This is a genomic window from Dyadobacter frigoris (assembly GCF_005280585.1).
GTDB classification, from domain to species: domain Bacteria; phylum Bacteroidota; class Bacteroidia; order Cytophagales; family Spirosomataceae; genus Dyadobacter; species Dyadobacter frigoris.
The window spans coordinates 214,827-237,767 of record NZ_SZVO01000002.1 but is presented as its reverse complement, the minus strand read 5'-3'; the positions used below and the strand labels follow the sequence as shown (position 1 = coordinate 237,767).

Sequence of the window (22,941 nt, the reverse complement as noted above, 5' to 3'; positions counted from 1 at the left end):
TGCTATGTTATTAGCATCGCTGATTCACATTGTTTCCTGCTCAATCAACCTTCCATACTCGGGCCGGAAAAGAGTTTGAATTTTGGCATATGGAATAGCCAATGTCCAAATGCCTGCTGAGAATGATTTTCCTTCATAAGGGTTATAGACAAAAGTCAGGCTTTTATCATCAAGCCTGAATTGCTGTGCTAAGGCAAACTTACATTTGTCGAAAATGTAGTTTTTACATAGTGTGGTCTGAGGGCTCAGTTTTTCATTTTTACGAAATGTTGCCTCGGCAATGGTTAATAAATCAGCCATCCCTCTGTTGTCAAATAGGTCTGAAAGGGTAAGAAAGTATTTTTTCTGTTTGTCATAGATCCAATAATTTTCAGCAAATTGCCCATGTACGGCTCCAGCTTCCTGTCCGTAGTAATCGTTTCTTAGTTTTAGGAAATGGTCGGTCTCTCGGATAACGGTAACTTTTTGATGTAATATTGCCTGACTCATTGCAGCTCCAATTTCATCGTCCTTATAGTTGCTTAACATGTCCTTATGATCGGCAACCAGGCCTTGGGCTTCTTTTTCATAGGTACTTCCCTTTACCAGCTTGTACCGGATAAGTTGATTGAGTGTATTATCTGTAAATTCAGGATAAATAAATTCCGCTTTGGCGGAAGCAATGGTATCTCCTTTACTATTTTTTCTGCCAAATGTTCTAGTGACATTTTTGATTTGGTAAGAATTTCTGTTGTTGACACTAGGATTCCTTGGCTTAACGCTTTCGGCTACTTGTGTTGACGATGCAGTGTTGATAATAGCTGATTTTACGACAGTCGGAATTGGAACGCGAAATAGCTCAGCGCCTATTGCTTTCTCGTTATTTGATGCATACTTATCTCCTTGGCCAATAAATAGGAGATATTTTCCAAGTGCCACAAAAACTGGCCCTTCTTCTTCGCCAGCAATACCAAATGAGCTGCCATAGAAATGAGGAAACCTTGGAAGTCCAATTCTTTTTCCAAGTTGCCCGATTAGCCGTGTTCCCAATGGAGTGCCATCGCTTTGCCAAATCCCCAATCCTTCAATAGAATGCGTTTCGTTGGAACGCACATTTGCATAGTAGTACATCATGTTACCAGTTTCGGTTAAGTAACTAGGATTGGTACCTGTAAAAGCAGACGTGAATGGTTTCGTGGATTCTGGTGTACCATCCGTTGTCCAAAGTTCCTGTCCCTGGTTAGTCTTACTTTGATATGAAAAATAAAGACGATCCTTAAAAGCAATAATGGCATTGTTGTGTTCCTCTCCGGAAATAGCCATGGTACCCATAAGTGTTCCATCTGTTTTCCATAAACGAGTGTTGAAAGAGGCTCTTTCTTTTGACCAAAAATAACCTTGTCCTTTGGAGAGGAAAATCTTCACCCCATATCCTGCCCCGTCAATGTTTCTGATTAGCCCTGTTCCATTTACTGTGCCGTCAGTTTTCCATAAGTCTCCTAAATCCTGGAGGAAACAGTACAGATGATTTCCTATGAGTGTAAGGCTCGTTGGGCGTTTCGGTAATATAGGGCCAACCCTAACCGTTCCCGGCTGAGTTCCGTTCGTTTTCCACAGCGCGAATCCTACATCTCCAGATATCCACCCGGTAAAATACAATTCGGTTTTAAATGCAACAGGCGCCGTGGGGTGGCTAGAATACCTAAATTGCTTTACCAGTATTGTCTTGGCAATGGATCCTCCGGTTTTGTATAAGTCATATCCTTCACCGTTGGTAAACCAAAAGTACACCTCCTTTTGGAATTCAGTGAGGTGAATAAACTTCAATAGAGTTTCCTTATACGAGAAATTTGTTACCGCATAGGTTCCGGCTTCGGTTCCACTACTTCTCCAGATTTGTAGCCCATGAATGCCATCATCGGCAAGAAAATACAAGGTATTGTCTACGACTATTGGTTTAGTAGCAGAGACTCCTCTTTCTGTTGAGGAGTTTTTACCAGGTGCAATATCTTTGACCAAATGGGTACCAGCACTGGTGCCGTCTGTTGTCCATAGCTCGCGCCCATAATACTCATCTTCGGCAAACATGAGGGCTGTCGTCTCGTTGATTTTTGTTAGGTAGCCAATATGGCTGTCAAACTTTCCCGCATTGATATCCTTCACCAACTCGGCAACGGGTACTTGTGCATAGGAATTGCTCTTCCAAAGCAATATTGGTATGAAGACGAGAACCAGATATGCGGTTGGATTTTTCATTGTATGGTTTCTTTAATCGAAGTGAGGACCCAGCGGCTTGGTTGCTCTTTTCTGTTTACTTTGTCGAAGTGGGCGCGCTGATAAATAAATTCAAAAACGATGTACAAATCATTGCCTATTCCTGACTGAACAATCCTTCGTCCCGTATCGTAGCGTTCGGCTGGCTGGGACACCCATTCATAAGGTTTTGGCCCGCTACTTTGTCCTTTGCTAAAATCAATGTGTTTCCATTGAGATGGTTCGATCCGTATTACTTCATCTTCTATGGTAGCACTCCGAACTTTTTGCCAGACAACATTTTTTCCGTAGTTGTAGGCCATCACGCGTTCTCGCTGAAATGCCGGGTCTGACGAAAGTCTTTTTATGAAATCGTCAAATAACTCTTCCTGATTTTGGGCAAATGATGAGGAATGGATGATAGTTAAAAAGAGTATTAAAAAGCCTGATGTTTTCATGCATTTTTGGGGATATAAAATTAGCTTAGCTTTTAATATGAGATGCCATTTTTCTATTTCTTCAATATTACCATTTCCACCCGTCGATTTTCCGCGCAAGGAGGGGCGCATATGGGTTTGGTGTCTCCGAATCCCTTGATTTCAACGCGTTGGTATTCGATTCCTTTCAGTGAAAGGAAATTCTTTACTTGCACCACTCTCTGGATCGACAGAATTTGGTTCTTTTCATGATCTCCAATCATATCGGTATGCCCGTTCAATTGAATATGAATTGTTGGATTGGCTATGAGCCAACTTGCGAGATCATTTAGTTCGTTCGTCGAATTGTCTAGCAAATCACTTTTGCCCTCCTCAAAATACAATCTCAACATTATTGGGGCTTTTTTTGTCGCTATGTCGAAACGGGAGTCAGTCTTGAGTTGCACATTAGAGCTTTTATCATTCGGAGGAGGAACGTTGTTTATGGTCGTATTTTTGTATTTCTTTTTGTCTTTTTGAAATGTTTTGAAAAAACTAAATCCTACACGGAGCATAGCCACGGTGTGAAAAGTTCCATAGGAAATGACTGTTTCGTCGACGAGCGTATTCTTTTGATAGAAACTGTACCTTTCTGAGAAAATATAACTTTTCGATGGGATATGCGCTGAAAGGGTGATTTCGATTGGTTGGGTGGCTGCGGTGAGTCCAACCTCTGGAATTAGATAAAATACATGATCTTCTTTGCTTACAAAACTCACTCTGAAGCCAGCTCCCTTTTCGATATATGTCTGTTGGTAGTTTTTATTGACCGGGATATTCAGCCCTCCTGTGGTGTAACCTGTGTAAAGTCCTGCACCTAGTCTGATGAAGAGTTTTGTCTCGTTTTTGGTATCATAGTCCCAGAAACGAGCTATACCCCCTTGAAAACTCCAGGCTTCCAAGTCTCCGTTTCTTCGACTAAGGGTGTAGTTTTTGAACTGAAATGTTGGATTGTTGTCGAACGAATAACTGTTTCGCGAGACATTGTAAGATAGATTGAACAACCAGCCGTTTCCGGACCCGTTCATAATCGTGTATCGGGCCATCAGGTCCAAATCGACTTCTCTGAAAAATACTTTCTTTTTCTCACCCTTTTCAGTAATCGTATAATAGTCCCCAAACCAGTCGGATTGGGGCTTACCTGCATATGTGAAGATATTCCAAGGCCCATTTTCTATTTTCGGATCTGTCGATAATCTTCGGTAACCAGCTCCGCCTGACATCCCAAAGGATGTACGGATTTTGTCATGCTTTGATTGGGCCTGAGCTGATGAAGTTTGGAGGATGAGGACAAGCAAAAGTATTTTGTGCATTTTGTGGCCAGATGAAATATTTCTACTATTCACGGTGTAAACTTCCAGAGATCTTTTTGAAAAGGTCCTAATCCTACATAAGCATTATTGCCGATTGAAAATGTTACATTATTTTGTGGCGGGGCGGTGTAATCAGGCTTTTTGGTCCAGTTGCCCGCGCCTTCGTCATAAGCAAAAAGTTGAGGGTACCATGTTTTTGAAAGATTGTCGTAGTAGAGCATGGGCACATAAACCTGGCCCCCAAGAGAAAATCCAAAAGTTAACATAACGTCATAAGTTGCACTGATAACTCCATTCTTTGAATTTATCCCAATAAAGGTGGATTTTTGAGCCCATTTATCTGTCAAAGGGTCATACTGCCAAAATGCATATTTGATTCCCCACAAGTCGGCGAGTTCACTAGACATGAGATAACCTTTTGAAGGTGTACTCATCATTAACGGCGTTTCAATGCTAAGCCCATATGCAAAAGCCTCCTTGTATGGGAAAGGGGCTCGCTCCTTCCATGAGTCGTCGATTGGATTATATTGCCAAAGATCGTTTTGTACCTCGACCGCAACGTTGAGCCCCGATCCCACGTAACCATGGTTGCCGATTGAAAGGCAATATGCTTTAGTTCGTCGTCCTCCGGGGAAATCTTTCTTTTTAGCCCATTTATCAATCGCTGGATCGTACTCCCAAAAATCCTTTTGGAACTCATCTCCTAAACTTCCGACTACGTCGTCTCTGCTACCAAGTCCCAGGTATCCTTTGTTGCCAATGGCAAAGGATATGAAGTAGTTCCTGTTCCCTCCCGGAAAGTCAGCCTTCTTTGTCCATTTGTCCAGGGATGGATCATATTCCCAGAAGTCATAAAAGTAAGTGTCGGTGTACTCCTCGGTAGTAGCTTTTCCTCCGAGTCCTACATAGGCTTTCCCATTTATAACAAAAGCGCTGGTTAGTCCGGTTTTGGGTGTACCTGGAAAATCGGCTACCTGCTTCCACTTTCCATCGGATGTGTATTCTTTAATTACCAGCCCTCCCAGCTCAATCGTATTGTTCCCAATCGTCAGCGTTACTTCTCCCGACTTGGCTCCCTTGGGAATACAGGTTCTCAGCATCCGAGTGGTTTTATTTCCAGTCAATGGTTTTAATTCTACCACTTCCACATGGCTGACCTGGACACCGTTAACTTTGATAACATTATCTGCTGGTTTCTCGGCGAAGTTTTCTCCTTCTATCATTAACACGGTTCCAGTGGAGCCCTCTTTGTTAGTGGGAAACGTAAGTTTGGCAACGGGTGGTGCCTGTGGTAGTGGCGGTTGCTCTTCCGTTTTTTTCTTACAGCTTAGCGAAAATAGAATAATACCTAAAAACAGTATATGTCTTGCATGCATAGTGATATGGTTTAATGCGAATCGAGATTACTTAATATTGAAGAAATAAGCTGCTCTGACACCAACTACCTGATGCCGTCCGAAACGTTGAGAGTCGATTTTTGACGATGGATTCCACTTGGTTGTCGATGGTTGGATATTTAAGGACAGTTCTAAAGGTTTGTTCATAACCAGAATTTCCTTTGCAATTCCCAGATTCAAAGCCAGGTCAATTGGTCTTGCATCGTCGGTATCGGCATTGTTTCCGATCTTCCCTTTGATAGTTACGTCCTCATTATTGCCATTTCCGGATTCCTTCGTCGTTTGGCTTATTTTTAGGGCAAAACCAATAGTCGGACCTGCGATCAACTTAAAGCCGTTGGTGCCGATTCTGTAAGTAGCCCAAAGCGGTAGGTCAAGATAGGTAAAGGTCTGTTTAGTGGAATAACTAACGGCAATACCTGAGTATTTGCCATCTGTCTTAAATTTCCAACCCTTTACATTCAGGATTAATCCAGACTGAATGCTGAGAGATTTTTTCAGGGTGTATTCGACTAACCCTCCGATCTGAAATTTAACCACTGGTAGAAAACTAACTTTCCCTTTTTCATCATAGATGTTATTCAATGCATCCTCTAAATCGGTTCGACTTTCCTTGGATAAGTTAGAAACGGTAACATTTGCTCCCAAAACCGGTGCGATTCGGAAGTTTTGGGAAAAGGATGAACTAATAGCTGTCAATAAAAAAATAGAGGATAGTAAAGTTTTCATACGGTGAAAATTTGATTGAGGTTGTTTCGCCAACAAGAAGGGTAATTTCGTAATTCGATTTTTTAGAGATTTCCGAATGGTTTGAAATTCCTTCCGGATGTGCAGTTATCATATCCGAAGAAGGATTTGATAACTGTTATTGATTTGGGAAATGGTGATATTTATCGAAGAAGTCAATATGTTTTGAACCTGATTATTATTTAAATTTACAAAAAGGCCATCGCCATCCCTTCTCATCAAAAAAAGATGTTGGTATCATGAATAATTCAAAAATTTTTCTGGTCATATTGATCCTGATTGGTAATTTGTGTATGATAAATGCGCAAGACGTTGGAGTTGCCAAAATCGGAAAATCGCCGTATGTCCGGCTTAGGGAAGCAGACATTGAATATCGTGCTGCCGTCGCGAGACATGCCGATATTGCTGAAATAGCCGAACTGAGCTATATTCTCGGTAAGCGCTACACGGGTCTGGAAAGTAATCACAAAGCAAAGTATTGGTTTTTGAAATCGCTGACAATGCTGGAGCCGTTCGGCCCCTCTGAGGATATTGGCAAGATCTGCATATGGTTATGCTCTTTGGAGCATCATATAAATGGCAATACCGATACAACTATGTTATATGCCCGACGAGCGCTTTTCAACTTTCAAGCAGTGGGATCTGCTTCTCGCCTGATAGGAGCTTATGCAGAAATTGGAGGTATACACGCTGTTGGATGGACGGAAAGCAAAAAGGGAATAAAAAGGTCTTTTAATCCATCGATTGATAGTGCTTTCTTTTATGAAGAGGAAGCACTCAAGATGGCGGTTTCCCAGAATCGTGCCCTTGATATTGGTTTGAGAAACTGTGGCCTCGCAAATCTTTGGTCATTGAAGAACGATAAAAGAAAGGAGATTTCATTTATGCGTAAGGGTCTCAATGTTTTCAGGCGCGGGAATTTTTTTCATAATGAATTTTTAACCCTGCTTGACCTAAGCAAAATTTATTTGTCTGGTAATAGATTTGATGATGCAAAAAAGATGCTGAATCAGGCCCGTACGATCAGCGATAAGTATCTGGATGTTAGGGAAAGCCAAATGGCTGGTTTAGAGGCTGCCTTCGCTTCTTACTTTCAAAAGACTGGTAACTGGGAAAAGGCCTTCGAACATCAACGTAGAAGTGTCGAATACAGAGAAAATGAATTTAGAAATTATCGAAATGGAGCAGAAGAAGGAATCATATCCCTACTGGAAAATGAAAGAAAAGAAGTAGAACTCAAAGCAAAGAATACTGAACTAGCCTTGCGCGGAGAAAATTTAAAAATGCAGCAGAGACTAAACTTGGTAACAGGTTTGGTCCTCTTTTTAACCGTTATTGCCGTGGTGTTTTTCTTTAAGCAATTCAAAAGGTTTAAACGAACCAGCGAGGTCAATGCAGAACTTGTCCTGGAGCAAAGTCACCGAATAAAGAATAACTTACAGTCAGTATCCAGCCTCCTAAGCCTACAGCGATATCGACTTTCTGATCCCGCTGCTATTAAGGCGATGGAGGAGAGCCTTTTAAGGGTTGAAGCGATGTCGTTGGTTCACAAACAACTCTATCAGGGAAATAGCCTGGTGAGGGTGGAATTAAAAGCGTATATTCCGGATGTGGTGGAAAGTGTTCTGAGAAGTTACGATCAGGGAGCAGTACAGGTGTTCTATGATTTGCAGGATTTGTGGTTACCTGCAAGCAAAGCAATTTCATTGGGGCTCATTGTAAACGAGCTAACTACAAATGCCTGTAAATATGCATTTTTCAACAACCTGGAGCCTTCGCTCAAAGTAGCTTGTCATGAGTTATCCGGACACATTATTTTTACATTTTCTGATAATGGCCCTGGATTCACCAAGAATAAAGAATGCAATTCCTTTGGATTAAAGTTGGTAGACTTGATGGTCACAAACCTTAGTGGAGAAGAGCTTTTTGATACCAGTAATGGAACCGTCTTTAGGTTGTCGTTTTGTGATGTTGGAAAGCTGGGTTCCAATGGGGAGAAAAATCACTTTACAAAATATTATGTTTAATTTCTGGATATGAACCCTGCGACAAAAATATTGATCGTCGAAGATGATGCCCTAATGGCTGAAAATGTGATGCAAAGCCTGACCAGGGAGGGATACATCATTAGTGGAGTTGCCCGCAACCTATTGAGTGCCGTTGAGGTTATGAAGAAAAATCCTGCTGATATAGCATTGATAGATATTACCCTTGATGGGCCGGAAGATGGTGTTCTTACTGCCCGTGAACTTACCAAGATCAAGTGGATACCAATTATTTATGTTACGGGAGACGAGCACATGGCCGCTGTTGAGCGAAGTATGGATACGAATCCCGCTGCATTTCTGAAAAAGCCATTAAGAATGAAAGAACTGATTGTTCAGATTGATCTGGCGCTGCATAATTTTAATAAGGGGAACTTTTCTAACCCATCCAAATTACGATCAGGTCATGTTCTCTTACGTACTTTTTCAGGGCAAATTAATGTAAAGCAGGACGAAATCGTGTACATACAGGCGGAGAGGAGTAATTCGAGGCTTTTTTTAACAAAGGGAGGTTTTAGCAGAATATATCAGCTCAAGCCCTATCAGTATGTTTCTCTGACAGAAAATATGGGGTTTGTTTACGGCCAATTATCATTTAACTTTCACAGATTGTCGCGTTCGCTGGTGATTAATCTTGATCTTATTGATAGAATTGATACCAGTGAGCTTGTAATTGCTGGTCATGTTATTACAATTCCGGATGGGGCCAAGCGAGCGCTGCTTAATCGTTTGGGCGGAAATTAATTATTGTTGGATCATAATGAAGCAGAATACTTATTTTTTAGCAAAGAAGCTTTGATAATGACACTATTTGGTCGGTTTGAGCTTTCGAGCCGCTACGGTCAGAGGTCTTTCATTTTAGGTTATTTATAATCAATTGGTTGAAAGATGTTTTAACGGGAGATAAAATGTTGGCCTTTTTGATTTAATCAGAGTTTTTGATCCGAATAAATAGTATGCAATAGATAGTTGACACTCTCCTGATAGTTCGGAAAATTAAATTGATCCAAGTCAATCAGTATTATAGAGTTATTGATTGCTTTTTTAAGAAATTTAGTTTTTTTATGTCGGTTGTTCGTATGAGAAACATTCTTTTGCTTTTTGTAAGTATTTTCATTGCATTGGGCAGCTTTGCTCAAAAAGCAGAGCTATGCCAGGGAGCCTATTTTACTGAGGCGGAAGGCAAAGCATTTCTGGATAGTCATGTGCCCGCTTCCAAACTGGCGTGGGAAGCAAGAGCTCAAAAAATTAAAGCACAAATTCGAGCGGGAATGGAATTGGAAACGATTCCTGCCAAGCCAAATTCCATACCGATTATTCATAGCAAACGCACCTTGGATGGTTACACCATCGAAAATGTTGCGTTTGAAAGTCTGCCTGGTGTGTACGTGACGGGGAATTTATATCGCCCGACTAAAAAACAAAAATCGTACGCCGGAATTCTTTGTCCGCACGGGCATGGGGAAAATCCGCACGGACGTTTCCGTGAGCAGACTCAGAAACGTTGTGCGACTTTGGCTCGTATGGGTGCTGTGGTTTTTGTGCTGGATATGGTTGGTCAGGGTGATGCGAAACAAACGGAACATAAGTTTTCCAAAGCTTTAAAGCTTAACACAATTGACAATATTCGTGCGCTGGACTTTCTGATTTCACAGCCAGGTGTTGATCCTCAACGTATTGGGGTAACCGGTGAATCGGGTGGGGGAACACAGACTTTTTTGTTGGCCGCCCTGGATTCGCGTGTAAAAGTTTCCGCTCCCACGGTCATGGTTTCTGCACATTTCTTTGGAGGCTGTGTTTGTGAAAGTGGTATGCCGATTCACAAAAAAGGAGATTTTCAAACAAATAATGTTGAAATAGCTGCTCTTACCGCTCCAAGACCTATGCTGTTGACTTCGGACGGTGGTGATTGGACAAAAAATACACCGGAAGTAGAATTTCCGTTTATTCAGAAAATTTATTCCCTTTACGGGAAAAAGAGCGAAGTTGAAAATGTTCATTTGGCAGATGAAAAACATGATTACGGCCCAAGCAAGCGTAAGGCTATGTATATCTTTATGGCGAAACATTTAAGTCTGGATATTAAATCAGTTTCTGACGCACAGGGAAATATTGATGAAAACCCGTCAAAAGTACTTGATCAAAAAGATTTGGAAGTTTTTAATGCGGCGCATCCAAGACCTGCCAATGCCGTAATGGGTGATGAAGCTGTTTTAAAACTTTTATAATAATCAGATTCGGAAGTTATCGAAATCTGCCAAACTGAGCGTATGATCATTGTTATCGTTTTACTTGCCATTGTTTTTATAGTTTTAAGTTCGACGGTTTTAAAGATGCACCCGCTGGCAGGATTACTTCTCGCTGCGTTGGGGGTTGGGATTTTTGCAGGATTACCCATTGATAAACTTGCCGAAACAATTGGTAAAGGTTTTGGCGAACTGATGTCAAAAATCGGTTTAATGGTCATTCTCGGTTGTGTAATCGGTGCAATTCTGGATCAGTCAGGTGCGGCTATTAAAGTAGCCGATGTGATTTTGAAGTTGTTTGGAGAAAAACGGCCAGCTTTTGCTATGTCAGTAATCGGTGCTATCGTTGGAATTCCTGTTTTTTGTGATTCAGGTTATATTATTTTACATAAGCTGAACCAGATTGTTGCCAAAAGAACAAACAAGCCGTTAGCTGTTATTTCACTTTCGCTATCCGGCGGTCTTTTTGCAACACATACCTTAGTCCCGCCAACACCAGGACCTCTTTCGGCAGCAGGAAATCTGGGCATTGCTGATTCGGTAGGCTTGGTAATTTTGATTGGCTTGATCGTCTCGGTTCCAAGTCTTTTCCTTTCAACCTGGTTTGCTGCAAAATATGCAAAGAATGTCAAAATCATTGAAGAAATAAACCCAATAGCTGCTGTAATTGAAGATAGAAAATTACCGGTTGCATGGAAAGCTTTCATGCCGATCTTACTTCCAATTCTTTTGATCACGCTCGCCTCCTTTGCTAAAATCTTACACTTTCCGGAAAATGTGATGCGCTGGACAAGCTTTTTTGGCAGTCCTTTGGTTTCGTTTTTATTGGCAATATTTTTCAGCTATTCGCTATTCCCGGATAAAGCAACAGAGAAAATGATTTCCTGTTTCAAAAGCGGAATCGAACATTGCGGAACGACGCTTGTTTTGGTAGGAGCGGGAGGTGCTTTTGGTGCCGTTTTAAAAGAAACGCCTTTGAAAGAAATGGTGAGCGAATGGCTGACAAGGAATGAAATGTCGGGTGTTTTTCTGTTGATAATAACTTTTTTCATTGCTGCATTTTTCAAAACTGCGCAAGGTTCTACAACGTCTGCAATGGTTTTGACGACGAGTATTATTGCTCCTTTGCTGGCAACGCTTGGATTTGTTACACCATTACAAATTACCTTTCTGGTCATGGCCACAGGAAGTGGAGCCATGATTGTGTCGCACACCAATGATGCCTGGTTTTGGGTAGTTTCTCAGTTTACAGGCATTTCAGCGAAAGATACCTACCGAACGCATACGATTTTGACAGGATTGCAGGGTATTGTCAGTTTTCTGACTACGTTGGTTTTGTATTTGATATTGGTTTGATAAGTAGATTCGGGGAAGAACTATTGCAGTGCTCTGCGCCTTTGACCTTTGGGATTTTTCAGCTTCGTTTCTACAAATATTTCAGTGCTCTGCACCTTTTTTTGGGGGATGTTCTAGCTTCATTTTCTACAAATATTTGCGGTGCTCTGCATCTTTTAAACATATACTTCATTCGGAAAAGGTGCGGAGCACCAAAATATTTGTAGAAGCCAAAAGTGACCGGCTATCTGAAAGGTGCGGCGCACCGAAATAATTACATGACAATTAATTAATGAGACCAACAACAAAAAAGGACGACCTCGCGATCGCCCTTTTTCAATATTATTCAAAAAGAATTAAGCATTCAACTGAGCCAAAACTTCTGAAACTTTCGCAGCAGCTTCTTTAAATTCAATCGCAGACTGAACTTTCAAACCTGATTCGTTAATAATACGTGCTCCTTCTTCAGCATTTGTTCCTTGCAGACGGACGATGATTGGAACAGGAATTTCGCCGATCGCTTTGTATGCTTCAACAACACCTGCCGCAACACGGTCGCAACGAACGATACCACCAAAGATATTGATAAGGATAGCCTTAACATTAGGATCTTTAAGGATGATACGGAAACCTGCTTCTACGGTACGCGCGTTCGCTCCACCCCCAACATCCAGGAAGTTAGCCGGCTCGCCGCCTGAAAGCTTGATAAGGTCCATAGTAGCCATCGCAAGACCGGCACCATTTACCATACAACCTACGTTTCCATCCAGTTTTACATAGTTCAGGTTGTTTGCACCTGCTTCTACTTCCAAAGGATCTTCTTCGTTGGTATCACGCATCTCTGCAAGTTCAGGGTGACGGAACAACGCGTTGTCATCCAGATCCACTTTTGCATCAACTGCAAGAATTTTATTATCTGATGTTTTTAAAACCGGGTTGATTTCAAACATCGCGGCATCGCTCTCAATGTACGCTTTGTAAAGAGAACCGATAAATTTCACCATTTCTTTGAAAGCATCGCCTTCCAAACCAAGAGCAAAAGCAACTTTACGCGCCTGGAAAGGTTGTAATCCAACTTTTGGATCAATCCATTCTTTCATGATTTTTTCAGGAGAATGCTCGGCAACCTCCTCGATATCCATACCACCTTCTGTACTTGCCATGATGACATTACAGTTTCTGCCTCTGTCAAGCAGAATAGACAGATAGTACTCTTTCGGTTCACTGATACCCGGATAGTAAACATCCTCGGCAATCAAAACCTTGTTCACTCGCTTACCTTCAGGGCCGGTCTGGTGCGTAACAAGTACTTTTCCCAGAATGTTATTTGCTATTGTACGCACATCTTCAACAGATTTTGCCAAAGCAACGCCGCGTTGTTCGCTGCCAACAATTCTGCCTTTACCACGCCCACCCGCGTGAATCTGTGACTTAACCACATACCATTTGGTACCTGTCTGCTGGCTAATCTCACGGGCGACTTCCACCGCCTTGTCGGGGGTGTCGGCAACAAGTCCTTCCTGAATACGTACGCCGTATTTTTTAAGGACACTTTTGCCTTGATATTCGTGAATATTCATGAGTATAAAAGTAAATTGGTATTTTCACGGCAAATTAAGGAATTAATCAAAACGGGGGTAGCTTTTTCCCTAATTATCTTTTCATAATATGAATTTACTTCGGGCAAATGGAATAAAGCGCACATATGGCGCCTTGCAGGTTCTAAAAGGAATAGATATTGAGGTCAACAGCGGAGAGGTTGTAGCGATTGTCGGAGCATCGGGAGCAGGGAAGAGTACACTGCTGCATATACTGGGAACGCTGGATCGGCCTGATGAAGGACAGGTATTTATCGGAGATACAAATGTTTCTTCTTTAGGAGATAAAGATCTTGCCCGGTTCAGAAATGAAAAGATCGGTTTTATCTTTCAATTCCATAATCTTCTTGCTGAATTTACGGCTTTGGAAAATGTGTGCATGCCCGGTTATATCAATGCCGGACTTACTGAAAAAGAAATAAAAAGAAGAGGAGAGGAGTTATTGGGACTATTAGGATTATCGGATCGGATCAATCATTTACCTTCCCAGCTTTCCGGTGGTGAGCAGCAAAGAGTGGCCGTTGCACGTGCTTTACTGAACAAACCTGCCATCGTTTTGGCTGACGAACCAAGCGGAAACCTTGACTCGCAAAACGCATTAGACTTGCATAAATTATTTTTTAAATTGAGAGATGAACTTGGTCACACATTCATCATAGTCACTCATAATGAGGATTTAGCAGAGATGGCAGACAGGCGGGTTGTCATGCAGGATGGAAAAATGTTACTATAAAATACAGATAAGTAAACAAATTGTTATTTTTTTTTGTTTCAACAGTGACTTGCCTGATATGACCACGTCATAATGGGGAAGTTTTTCATAACGTTGAGTAAAGTAAATAGCCGTTCGGATTTTCCGGACGGCCATTTTTTTTGTTTAAAATGATCATGAAAAAATAATTTGAAATATTTTCAATTGTATTGTGACTTAGTTTAAACCAGACCGTCTAATATTTAAATTTCCTTAGGGTTGGAGATTTTCATAACGTTGAGTAAAGCAAATAGCCGTCCGGAATTTCCGGACGGCTATTTTTTGCCTAATCTATATGACTAAGGGATGATTACATCATTCCACCCATTCCACCGCCGTGTCCGCCACCCATTGGTGCAGCACTTTCTTCCGGATCGTCAGCAATTACACATTCTGTTGTTAACAACAAACCTGCGATAGACGCTGCGTTTTCCAAAGCAAGACGGGAAACTTTCTTAGGATCGATGATACCAGCTTCTAACAAGTCTGTGTAAACATTGTCTTTAGCATTGTAACCATAAGCACCAGTTCCTTCTTTCACTTTTGCCACAACAACAGATGGTTCCTGACCAGAGTTAGAAACGATTGTTCTCAATGGAGCTTCAAGCGCTACACGGATGATGTTGATACCTGTATTTTCGTCGTCGTTGTTTCCAACAAGTCCGTCAAGAGCAGCAGTTGCGCGGATATAAGCAACACCACCACCAGCTACGATACCTTCTTCAACAGCAGCACGGGTTGCATGCAATGCATCGTCAACACGGTCTTTTTTCTCTTTCATTTCAACTTCTGTCACTGCACCAATGTACAAGATGGCAACACCACCTGACAATTTAGCAAGACGTTCCTGAAGTTTTTCACGATCGTAATCAGAAGTTGTATTTTCGATCTGAGCTTTGATCTGGTTAACACGGCTCTGGATATCTTCAGAGTTACCTGCACCATTAACCAAAGTTGTGTTGTCTTTGTCGATAATTGCTTTTTCGCAAGTACCAAGGTAATCCAAAGTAACGCTTTCCAATTTGAAACCGCGTTCTTCTGAAATTACAGTACCACCCGTGATGATCGCGATGTCTTCAAGCATAGCTTTACGACGGTCACCAAAACCAGGAGCTTTAACAGCAGCAACTTTCAAAGCGCCACGGATTTTGTTAACTACCAATGTAGCCAACGCTTCTCCGTCAACATCTTCTGCCAAAATAAGCAAAGGACGGCCAGTTTGAGCAACTGCTTCCAAAACCGGAAGAAGTTCTTTCATTGAAGAAACTTTCTTCTCAGAAATAAGAATGAATGGACGCTCAAGATCAGCTTCCATTTTCTCAGTGTTTGTAACAAAATATGGAGAAAGGTATCCACGGTCAAACTGCATACCTTCAACAGTTTTAACTTCTGTTTCAGTACCACGAGCTTCTTCAACAGTGATAACACCTTCTTTACCTACTTTTTCCATCGCTTCGGCAATCATATTACCGATTTCTTCGTCATGGTTAGCTGAAATAGTAGCAACCTGAGCGATTTCTTTTGAAGTAGAGATATCTTTTTTCTGAGCTTCAAGATTTTTAACAACAGCAGCAACCGCTTTTTCGATACCGCGTTTCAAATCCATCGGATTAGCACCAGCAGCTACGTTTTTCACTCCGATAGAGTAGATAGCCTGAGCCAAAACCGTTGCAGTTGTAGTACCATCACCCGCTGAATCAGCAGTTTTAGAAGCTACTTCTTTAACCAATTGAGCACCCATGTTTTCGAAAGGATCTTTCAAATCGATTTCTTTCGCAACAGTTACACCATCTTTTGTAATGCTAGGTGAACCGAATTTTTTATCAATAACTACGTTACGACCACGAGGTCCCAAAGTTACCTTTACGGCGTCAGCCAAAGTGTCAACACCCTTTTTTATTTTATCGCGGGCTTCAATGTCAAAAAATATTTTCTTAGCCATTCTAATTTTTGATTTTAATTTTTTAAGATTTTAAATACCGATGGTGTCAGATGACTAGCCAATGATAGCGTAGATATCTGATTCACGCATGATAAGGCAATCTTTGCCTTCATATGCCAATTCAGTACCTGAATATTTTCCGTATAATACGGTGTCTCCTACTTTAACAGTCATAGGCTCATCTTTTTTGCCTGGTCCAACTGCTACTACTGTACCGCGTTGTGGTTTTTCTTTTGCAGTATCAGGAATAATGATACCAAATGCTGTTTTTTCTTCGGCTGGGGCTGGTTCTACAAGAACACGATCAGCCAGAGGTTGTACGTTCACTTGTATTTCTGCTAAAGTTGACATAGATATTAAACGTTTATTTTTAAGTTGTCAGTATTGATATGACTTGCAACCATAAAGCACAATCTATGCCAGCCCGTTTCCTCTGACATTTTTTCAGGGGCGGTATGACAATTTTGTATGTAAACCTGCTTCGATATGAATTTTATAATAATTTATATGTCATGGAAATACATTAATTTGGTATATCGTCAGAATTGACTAAATTTTAGCAGGCATCAAAACAGGCGAATACAATGACGAAGCTTCATAATGATTGGTTGACGGAAGGTATTTTTGATTTTGAATACAAAAAATATGTGCTGATGGCATATCTTCAGCATATCGACGGTGAATTTAATTCTAACCGCCTTTATCCTTATTTACAGGAACTGAAATTACACCTGGATTCCTGCCAGAATTTGCAGGCAAATAAAAATGCGATCCAGGATTCTTTTCCAAAAAAGCTGAAAGGAGTGGACTTGTCCGCTGCGAAGCTGGTATATGAAGATACGCTTCATGATGACGCCTATCTGTCTCAATTAAACTATATCCTGGATTTTGCTATTCCAAGATTTTCAAAATCTGTGGAAGAAGGTTCTGACCGGTTTTCAGAAGTTGGAGAAAATATAAAAATTTCACCGGTTGGTATTGTTCCGCTTCGTACTGAGGAAGGGTATCTTTTTTTTCTAAATAATTACGAAAGGATGATCACCATTTTTCGCTATGAGCTTGCACTATATAATCAAATGCGGGAAAGGAGTTTGAAAACAGTTTATGTAGATTCTGTGCGTACAAGTATTGGAACTACGCTGGAACAGATAAAAATTGATCTGACAAGAAAATTTCAGGCCTGGCCGAATCCTGCTACGTATATGATCGAATCGAAATACGATTATCCTTTGGAAGAAACTTTGTTGCCGGTTGTTCAGCGACTTATTGTGAAGCAAATGAATGTGGCCTGATACGGTTGCCGTCGGCTTTCGGCTGTCGGCAATCAAACTTTGTCTTCGAAAATATTTATTATTAGGCAGTTGTCTTACTAATCCATTTACCAACTTCGGGTGCTACATATTCACTCATCCTGGTTAACAGTTCCTCAATATTATCACTTACCAGCAGCATTTTCTGGTTTACGGGTTTTAGAAAACCTTTGTCTGTCATGACCTGGATTAAAACACTTAATGAATCATAAAAACCGTCAATATTTAAAATTGCAATGGGTTTTTTATGAAGACCAAGTTGTGCCCAGGTCAGCATTTCAAAAAACTCTTCCAATGTTCCAAAACCGCCGGGAAGTGCAATGACACCATCGCACAAGTCGTTCATCCTGGTTTTCCTTTCGTGCATGGTTTCAACCAGAATCAATTCGGTTAATCCTGTATGAGCAATTTCCTTGGATTGAAGAAAATGCGGCAGAACGCCTATTACTTTTCCTCCTTCACTTAAAACACCATCCGCGACTGCGCCCATTAATCCGACATTAGCGCCTCCATAAACCAGTTCAATTTCGTTTTTCGCCAAAGCGTTACCAAGTGCGGTTGCCCGTTCTTTGTAAATGGAATCAGTCCCAAAACTTGATCCGCAAAATACCGTGATCCTTTTCATCTTATTTTATGACAGATTGTATTGTAAAAAAATGCAGCTAATAAAGACAAATCAATCTGTCGATATTAGCTGCACGTAAAAACGTAATGTTTTTTTATTTTGTTGTATCAGCAGGTGCTGCGGGCGTAGTTGCTGCCGGAGCGGTGGCTCCCGGTGCAGGAGCTGTTGGCAATTTTGCGCCAGGAACTACTGTGTTTTGTGCTTTTTCAATGTTTACGCTGTTGATCACACCTGCATCAGAAGCGCCTCCGCTGGCGATAATGTAAGATGCCAGTGAAATAACAATTATTCCCGCTGCCAATCCCCAAGTGATTTGTTCAAGCAAATCAGTGGTCTTTTTAACACCGAACATTTGTGCAGTACCTGCGCCACTAAATTCACTCGAAAGACCTCCTCCTTTTGAATTTTGAACCAATACCACCAGAATCAATAATACTGCGACGATCGCAACCAGAATAATCAAACCCAAATACATGCCTTGTATATAATATAGAATGAATGAATACGCAATTAAAAAGTAAGTAGTAATTAAGATCCGCTGTGAATCAGTTCACTTAATTTTTTCGCAAAGTAATCCTTTTTTTCTGGTTTTTTCAAAATCAATTTTTGATATATGTCAATTGCCTTATCTGTTTTGCCTTGACGGACCAAAATTTTGGCAAATGCTTCTGTCTCAATTCCTCCCCCGAAAGATTCGGAAGAATTGGATTGTGCCACTCTTCCTGTAAGATCCAAAGCCAACGGTTCAGCATTCATATCTTGCTTTATCGCACCCATTCGGGGATTATTTTTGATAAAACCTTCAATAATCTGCTGCTGTTTTTTTTGTAATTCTGATATACTGGATACCGGATTTACCTTTATTTCTTTGGCTTCCAGTACTTCCAGAATATCTTCACTTACTGTTGCCGGCAATTCTTCCGTTAACACATCAACATTGGCGGATGAAATTCCGGAATCATTTGATTTATATTTTCCTTCAACAAGCTGTTGAAGCGCAATCCTGCTCAAAGCATAGGCCGCAGCACGTGGCGTATTATCATTCAATTGATCGGTATCTGCCTGAACCGATGCCTTGGCTAACAAGGAATAAGATATTTGACAATACGGAAAAGCCTTGATTGTAGCTTCAAGCTGTGGAATTACCGATACGTCAAGGTCGTTGGGATATTTTACCAGACGACTAAACGTTTCCTTATCAACGATTGCCATTAAACCGTAATGTTTTGATTTTGAAAAATAATAACTGAATTTAAAACAAAGAGTAACTTCTTACCAGTCCGCAGCAGATTTATTGAATATCTGCTGAACGAGGTTTTCCTGGATCGTAGGTAATAATCTCGATTCGTTCTGGTTAAGCGTTTGATCCTGAGGAAAATCGGCGTAATAAGTAAACGACTGGTCAAAGTTTTTGGTTTCGTCTTTTGCATTTGTAAACCTTACCTGCACCGTTACATTCAGACGGTTAAGCCCGGCCTGGTCATTCGCTGTTGGAGCTGCGGCCAAAACATCATAACCGGTAATGGTTCCTTCCAGAAGAAGGTCGCCTCCATTTTGCTGTAAAGTCAAGCTCGTATTTTTCTGGAAATACTCTTTAACCTGCTCCGTTAATTTTTGTGGAAGATCCGACGGTCCTCCGGCAGTTGCCATGTTGAAATTGATGATCGTAAATGTCTTGATATCAGGAGATAAACTCGTTCCTGTAAAAGAATAAACGCCGCAGCTGGAAACCAGAAAGGAAACATTTAAAATGAAAAACAGCGACATTAATCTCCTGGCGGCCAGAGAGGACGTGGTTATTTTTTTTAATATTTTTCCTGAAAAATTCATTTTTGACATTTCAATTTTCATAACACACTTCTATTCCTCGATATCGTATTGTTTGATTTTCCGATATAACGTACGTTCGGAAATTCCCAATGCACTGGCCGCGTATTTTCGTTTGTTATTATTTTTTCGCAGGGCCTTAATGATCATTTCTTTTTCCTTGTCTTCCAGAGAAAGCGATTCTTCTTCCGCTGCAACGTGCAAAACATCCTCAATTTCTCCGCGTTCGTCAGAATACCGGTCAAGATCAACGGTTCGGGATTGCTGAGGTGGCGTGAGTAATCTTGTAGGTTCAGTCGTTGGCGTGGAAACAACGGGCTCCGGATTGTTTATCGAACTGAACAACTCCTGATGATCTTTCAGAATATCACCACCATATTTTTCATTTTCCAATACGTTACGCACCAGCTTTTTGAGCTCAGTCATATCGCGGCGCATGTCAAACAAAACCTTATACAGCAATTCTCTTTCCGAAAATGAAGTTGAAGAATCATCTCCTTGTCTGAGCGGAATCAGCGCTTTACGGCTCGAGGGCTGTAATGGATTCAGATAATTATTTAATGTCGCTCCATTGATCGGCAAATCCTTATCTGTTTCAAGAATAGTAATCTGCTCGGCAATGTTTTTAAGCTGACGAATATTTCCCGGAAATTCATAACGCATCAACAATTCTCGTGCGTCAACATCCAGTCTGACTGCTTTTGTACGATATCTTTCAGAAAAATCATTGGTAAATTTTCTGAAAAGTAAAAGCACATCCTCGCCACGTTCGCGCAAAGGCGGTACGTAAATTGGGACGGTATTTAAACGGTAATATAAATCTTCACGGAATCTTCCATTATTCACAGCTTCCAGAAGATTCACATTCGTAGCAGCTACTACGCGGACATTGGTTTTCAAAACTTTGGAAGATCCGACACGGATATATTCACCATTTTCCAAAACCCGGAGTAACCTCGATTGTGTACCCAAGGGCATTTCTCCTACTTCATCCAGGAAAATTGTTCCTCCGTTTGTTGTTTCAAAATAACCTTTTCTTGAATCCAGAGCACCGGTAAAAGCACCTTTTTCATGACCGAAAAGTTCTGAGTCAATGGTTCCTTCCGGAATCGCTCCACAGTTAATCGCTATAAAAGGACCGTGTTTTCTGGAACTAATGCTATGTATGATTTTCGAAAATGATTCCTTTCCACTTCCGCTTTCTCCTGTTATCAAAACTGTAAGATCGGTTGCCGCTACCTGAACCGCCACATTAATAGCATGATTCAACGCAGGCGACGTCCCTATAATCCCGAACCGGTTTTTTATTGCTTGTATCTCTGTTGGATTCATTAAGAGCGATTGGCTGCCAGCATGTAGCGGTTAGCCTTTTGTGGTTAATGCAACGGACTATCTTATTTAAGCTAACTGTATTATTTCTTCCTCAACCACAGCTTTTCCACGCAGGGTGGCCGAGGTAGTATCCGTAATTAACACATTAACATAATCACCTTTTTTGAAATTTTCTCTCGGGAAAATAACAACTTTATTCTGGTCACTTCTGCCTGAAAAATCCTGATCTGAGCGTTTTGAAGTGCCTTCAACCAAAACTTTTTGTATTGTCCCGATCAATTTTTTATTTCTTTCGGTAGAAATTCTTTGCTGCACTTCGATAATTTCAGCCAGACGTCTTTGTTTGATATCCGCAGGAATATCATCTGTGAATTTCTTCGCAGCAGGTGTTCCCGGACGTTCGGAATAGGAGAACATATAGCCAAAATCAAACCTCACATATTCCAGTAAAGAAAGTGAATCCTGGTGTTCTTCTTCTGTTTCAGTACAGAACCCGGCGATCATATCGTGGGAAATTCCGCATTCGTCACCCAGAATCCTCCGGATGCTGTCAATTCTTTCCAGATACCATTCGCGGGTATAAGTACGGTTCATGATTTCCAGCACACGGGTATTTCCGCTTTGTGCCGGTAAGTGAATATACTTGCAAATGTTATCGTATTTTTTGATCGTATATAGCACTTCATCCGTAATATCTTTTGGATGTGAGGTACTGAAACGAACGCGAAGTTCAGGACTGATCAGCGCAACTCTTTCCAAAAGTTTTGCAAAAGAAACGATCTCATTTTTATTCTCAGGATTCGCATATTTATAACTATCCACATTTTGTCCGAGCAAGGTCACTTCTTTGTAGCCATTGTCAAACAAATCCTGCGCTTCTTTCAGGATGGATTCCGGATCACGGCTGCGTTCACGTCCTCTTGTATAAGGCACCACGCAAAAGCTGCACATATTATCACAGCCACGCATGATTGAAATAAGCGCTGTAATGCCATTTGAATTCAAACGGACCGGAGAAATATCGGCGTAAGTTTCTTCTCTTGAAAGAAAAACATTAACACCTTTTTGCCCTGTTTCTGCTTCTTCAACCAATCTTGGAAGATCCCGGTAGGCATCAGGGCCGGTTACGATATCAACCATTTTTTCTTCTTCAAGAAGTTTGGCTTTTAGTCGTTCTGCCATGCAGCCCAATACACCGATCAGCATACCCGGTCTTTTTTTCTTATATACATTAAGCTGTTTTAGTCGTGTTCTTACACGTTGCTCGGCGTTATCTCTGATCGCACAGGTGTTCAGGAATACAAGATCTGCGTTTTCTGCATCGGATGTTGTTGCAAAACCTGCTTCCCGCATTACAGAAGCCACAATTTCGCTGTCTGCGAAATTCATCTGGCAGCCGTAACTTTCTATGAATAAACGTTTTTTATTGGTTATAGGCTCATTTTCCAAAAGACGCACGGTTTCACATGCTTCTTTATCTGTTTCAGTCAATATTTTTAAGCTCTGCGCAATTCTGTTCTCCATTTGTCCGTGAAATTGAACGATGTGTATTTCTAAGTTCGGAAGTCTTCTTATAATGATTTGTAATCACGATTTGTTCCGGGGACGAACTACAAAGCTACAAATAAAACGGCATAAACTGACAAACTGGCAGAGAAGTTGGGTGTTAAGATTCGTTAAATTAGTTGAAAGGTGAAAGTGGAGAGCGGCGGCCGCGCGGTTGAAAGTTTGAGGTTAGAAAATGGAGACTTGAATAAAGTTGAGG

General features: G+C 41.1%; 20 protein-coding genes. 6 read left to right on the top strand and 14 right to left on the bottom strand.

Annotation, left to right across the window (positions count from 1 at the left end; genetic code table 11):
• Positions 1-24: 24 nt before the first annotated feature.
• From FDK13_RS04770 to FDK13_RS04750, 5 genes are read right to left on the bottom strand one after another with little or no spacing between them, the layout of a single operon-like run.
• Complete coding sequence (locus FDK13_RS04770) at positions 25-2,235, bottom strand: DUF3298 domain-containing protein (protein WP_137338847.1); 2,211 nt, start codon at positions 2,233-2,235, stop codon at positions 25-27.
• Complete coding sequence (locus FDK13_RS04765) at positions 2,232-2,690, bottom strand: hypothetical protein (protein WP_137338846.1); 459 nt, start codon at positions 2,688-2,690, stop codon at positions 2,232-2,234. The genes FDK13_RS04770 and FDK13_RS04765 overlap by 4 nt, the downstream gene beginning before the upstream one ends.
• A gap of 53 nt (positions 2,691-2,743) precedes the next feature.
• Positions 2,744-4,006 (bottom strand): OmpA family protein, encoded by a 1,263-nt coding sequence (locus tag FDK13_RS04760; RefSeq protein WP_170982709.1) that lies wholly within the window; start codon positions 4,004-4,006, stop codon positions 2,744-2,746.
• A gap of 44 nt (positions 4,007-4,050) precedes the next feature.
• Positions 4,051-5,397, bottom strand: a complete 1,347-nt coding sequence (locus tag FDK13_RS04755; protein ID WP_137338844.1) for a Kelch repeat-containing protein — start codon at positions 5,395-5,397, stop codon at positions 4,051-4,053.
• Positions 5,398-5,424: 27 nt separating this feature from the next.
• Complete coding sequence (locus tag FDK13_RS04750; RefSeq protein ID WP_137338843.1) at positions 5,425-6,147, bottom strand: porin family protein; 723 nt, start codon at positions 6,145-6,147, stop codon at positions 5,425-5,427.
• 257 nt (positions 6,148-6,404) lie between these two features.
• Here FDK13_RS04750 and FDK13_RS04745 point away from each other — a divergent pair, with 257 nt between their 5' ends.
• From FDK13_RS04745 to FDK13_RS04730, 4 genes are all read left to right on the top strand, one after another.
• Positions 6,405-8,192: a tetratricopeptide repeat-containing sensor histidine kinase gene (locus FDK13_RS04745; RefSeq protein ID WP_137338842.1), complete on the top strand. Its 1,788-nt coding sequence runs from the start codon at positions 6,405-6,407 to the stop codon at positions 8,190-8,192.
• Between the two features lie 9 nt (positions 8,193-8,201).
• Positions 8,202-8,954, top strand: a complete 753-nt coding sequence (locus tag FDK13_RS04740; RefSeq protein WP_137338841.1) for a response regulator transcription factor — start codon at positions 8,202-8,204, stop codon at positions 8,952-8,954.
• Between the two features lie 335 nt (positions 8,955-9,289).
• Complete coding sequence (locus FDK13_RS04735) at positions 9,290-10,438, top strand: alpha/beta hydrolase family protein (RefSeq protein ID WP_229215906.1); 1,149 nt, start codon at positions 9,290-9,292, stop codon at positions 10,436-10,438.
• A gap of 42 nt (positions 10,439-10,480) precedes the next feature.
• On the top strand, positions 10,481-11,812 hold the full coding sequence (locus tag FDK13_RS04730) for a GntP family permease (protein ID WP_137338839.1): 1,332 nt from the start codon (positions 10,481-10,483) through the stop codon (positions 11,810-11,812).
• Positions 11,813-12,147: 335 nt separating this feature from the next.
• Here FDK13_RS04730 and sucC read toward each other — a convergent pair whose 3' ends face one another.
• The gene (gene sucC, locus FDK13_RS04725) at positions 12,148-13,371 is read right to left on the bottom strand and encodes an ADP-forming succinate--CoA ligase subunit beta (protein ID WP_137338838.1); all 1,224 of its coding nucleotides are present in this window, start codon (positions 13,369-13,371) and stop codon (positions 12,148-12,150) included.
• Between the two features lie 88 nt (positions 13,372-13,459).
• Here sucC and FDK13_RS04720 point away from each other — a divergent pair, with 88 nt between their 5' ends.
• The gene (locus tag FDK13_RS04720) at positions 13,460-14,122 is read left to right on the top strand and encodes an ABC transporter ATP-binding protein (protein ID WP_137338837.1); all 663 of its coding nucleotides are present in this window, start codon (positions 13,460-13,462) and stop codon (positions 14,120-14,122) included.
• A gap of 328 nt (positions 14,123-14,450) precedes the next feature.
• On the opposite strand, the gene groL is transcribed toward FDK13_RS04720, so the two are convergent.
• Entirely contained in the window at positions 14,451-16,082 is a 1,632-nt protein-coding gene (groL, locus tag FDK13_RS04715; RefSeq protein WP_137338836.1) for a chaperonin GroEL, read from the bottom strand.
• Positions 16,083-16,136: 54 nt separating this feature from the next.
• Entirely contained in the window at positions 16,137-16,433 is a 297-nt protein-coding gene (locus FDK13_RS04710) for a co-chaperone GroES (protein ID WP_137338835.1), read from the bottom strand.
• 233 nt (positions 16,434-16,666) lie between these two features.
• On the opposite strand from FDK13_RS04710, the gene FDK13_RS04705 reads away from it, so the two are divergent.
• A complete protein-coding gene (locus FDK13_RS04705) occupies positions 16,667-17,374 on the top strand; it encodes a hypothetical protein (RefSeq protein WP_137338834.1) in 708 nt (235 codons plus the stop codon).
• Between the two features lie 61 nt (positions 17,375-17,435).
• On the opposite strand, the gene FDK13_RS04700 is transcribed toward FDK13_RS04705, so the two are convergent.
• The 6 genes from FDK13_RS04700 to miaB form a co-directional block, all read right to left on the bottom strand.
• Positions 17,436-18,017, bottom strand: a complete 582-nt coding sequence (locus FDK13_RS04700; protein WP_137338833.1) for an LOG family protein — start codon at positions 18,015-18,017, stop codon at positions 17,436-17,438.
• Positions 18,018-18,111: 94 nt separating this feature from the next.
• A complete protein-coding gene (gene secG, locus FDK13_RS04695) occupies positions 18,112-18,492 on the bottom strand; it encodes a preprotein translocase subunit SecG (protein ID WP_137338832.1) in 381 nt (126 codons plus the stop codon).
• A 53-nt stretch (positions 18,493-18,545) separates the two neighbouring features.
• Positions 18,546-19,229, bottom strand: a complete 684-nt coding sequence (locus FDK13_RS04690; RefSeq protein ID WP_137338831.1) for a DUF8458 domain-containing protein — start codon at positions 19,227-19,229, stop codon at positions 18,546-18,548.
• Positions 19,230-19,289: 60 nt separating this feature from the next.
• A complete protein-coding gene (locus tag FDK13_RS04685) occupies positions 19,290-19,868 on the bottom strand; it encodes an LptE family protein (protein WP_229215905.1) in 579 nt (192 codons plus the stop codon).
• 9 nt (positions 19,869-19,877) lie between these two features.
• Positions 19,878-21,176 carry a sigma-54 interaction domain-containing protein gene (locus FDK13_RS04680; protein ID WP_137338830.1) on the bottom strand — a complete coding sequence of 433 codons (1,299 nt, stop codon included), beginning with the start codon at positions 21,174-21,176 and terminating at the stop codon, positions 19,878-19,880.
• Positions 21,177-21,242: 66 nt separating this feature from the next.
• Entirely contained in the window at positions 21,243-22,700 is a 1,458-nt protein-coding gene (gene miaB / locus FDK13_RS04675; RefSeq protein WP_137338829.1) for a tRNA (N6-isopentenyl adenosine(37)-C2)-methylthiotransferase MiaB, read from the bottom strand.
• Positions 22,701-22,941 lie beyond the last annotated feature (241 nt).

Bases quoted from the DNA above. Each gene is read 5' to 3' on its own strand.
- FDK13_RS04770 (WP_137338847.1), bottom strand. From the start codon at position 2,235: ATGAAAAATCCAACCGCATATCTGGTTCTCGTCTTCATACCAATATTG.
- FDK13_RS04765 (WP_137338846.1), bottom strand. From the start codon at position 2,690: ATGAAAACATCAGGCTTTTTAATACTCTTTTTAACTATCATCCATTCC.
- FDK13_RS04755 (WP_137338844.1), bottom strand. From the start codon at position 5,397: ATGCATGCAAGACATATACTGTTTTTAGGTATTATTCTATTTTCGCTA.
- FDK13_RS04750 (WP_137338843.1), bottom strand. From the start codon at position 6,147: ATGAAAACTTTACTATCCTCTATTTTTTTATTGACAGCTATTAGTTCA.
- FDK13_RS04745 (WP_137338842.1), top strand. From the start codon at position 6,405: ATGAATAATTCAAAAATTTTTCTGGTCATATTGATCCTGATTGGTAAT.
- FDK13_RS04740 (WP_137338841.1), top strand. From the start codon at position 8,202: ATGAACCCTGCGACAAAAATATTGATCGTCGAAGATGATGCCCTAATG.
- FDK13_RS04735 (WP_229215906.1), top strand. From the start codon at position 9,290: ATGAGAAACATTCTTTTGCTTTTTGTAAGTATTTTCATTGCATTGGGC.
- FDK13_RS04730 (WP_137338839.1), top strand. From the start codon at position 10,481: ATGATCATTGTTATCGTTTTACTTGCCATTGTTTTTATAGTTTTAAGT.
- sucC (WP_137338838.1), bottom strand. From the start codon at position 13,371: ATGAATATTCACGAATATCAAGGCAAAAGTGTCCTTAAAAAATACGGC.
- FDK13_RS04720 (WP_137338837.1), top strand. From the start codon at position 13,460: ATGAATTTACTTCGGGCAAATGGAATAAAGCGCACATATGGCGCCTTG.
- groL (WP_137338836.1), bottom strand. From the start codon at position 16,082: ATGGCTAAGAAAATATTTTTTGACATTGAAGCCCGCGATAAAATAAAA.
- FDK13_RS04710 (WP_137338835.1), bottom strand. From the start codon at position 16,433: ATGTCAACTTTAGCAGAAATACAAGTGAACGTACAACCTCTGGCTGAT.
- FDK13_RS04705 (WP_137338834.1), top strand. From the start codon at position 16,667: ATGACGAAGCTTCATAATGATTGGTTGACGGAAGGTATTTTTGATTTT.
- FDK13_RS04700 (WP_137338833.1), bottom strand. From the start codon at position 18,017: ATGAAAAGGATCACGGTATTTTGCGGATCAAGTTTTGGGACTGATTCC.
- secG (WP_137338832.1), bottom strand. From the start codon at position 18,492: ATGTATTTGGGTTTGATTATTCTGGTTGCGATCGTCGCAGTATTATTG.
- FDK13_RS04690 (WP_137338831.1), bottom strand. From the start codon at position 19,229: ATGGCAATCGTTGATAAGGAAACGTTTAGTCGTCTGGTAAAATATCCC.
- FDK13_RS04685 (WP_229215905.1), bottom strand. From the start codon at position 19,868: ATGAAAATTGAAATGTCAAAAATGAATTTTTCAGGAAAAATATTAAAA.
- FDK13_RS04680 (WP_137338830.1), bottom strand. From the start codon at position 21,176: ATGAATCCAACAGAGATACAAGCAATAAAAAACCGGTTCGGGATTATA.
- miaB (WP_137338829.1), bottom strand. From the start codon at position 22,700: ATGGAGAACAGAATTGCGCAGAGCTTAAAAATATTGACTGAAACAGAT.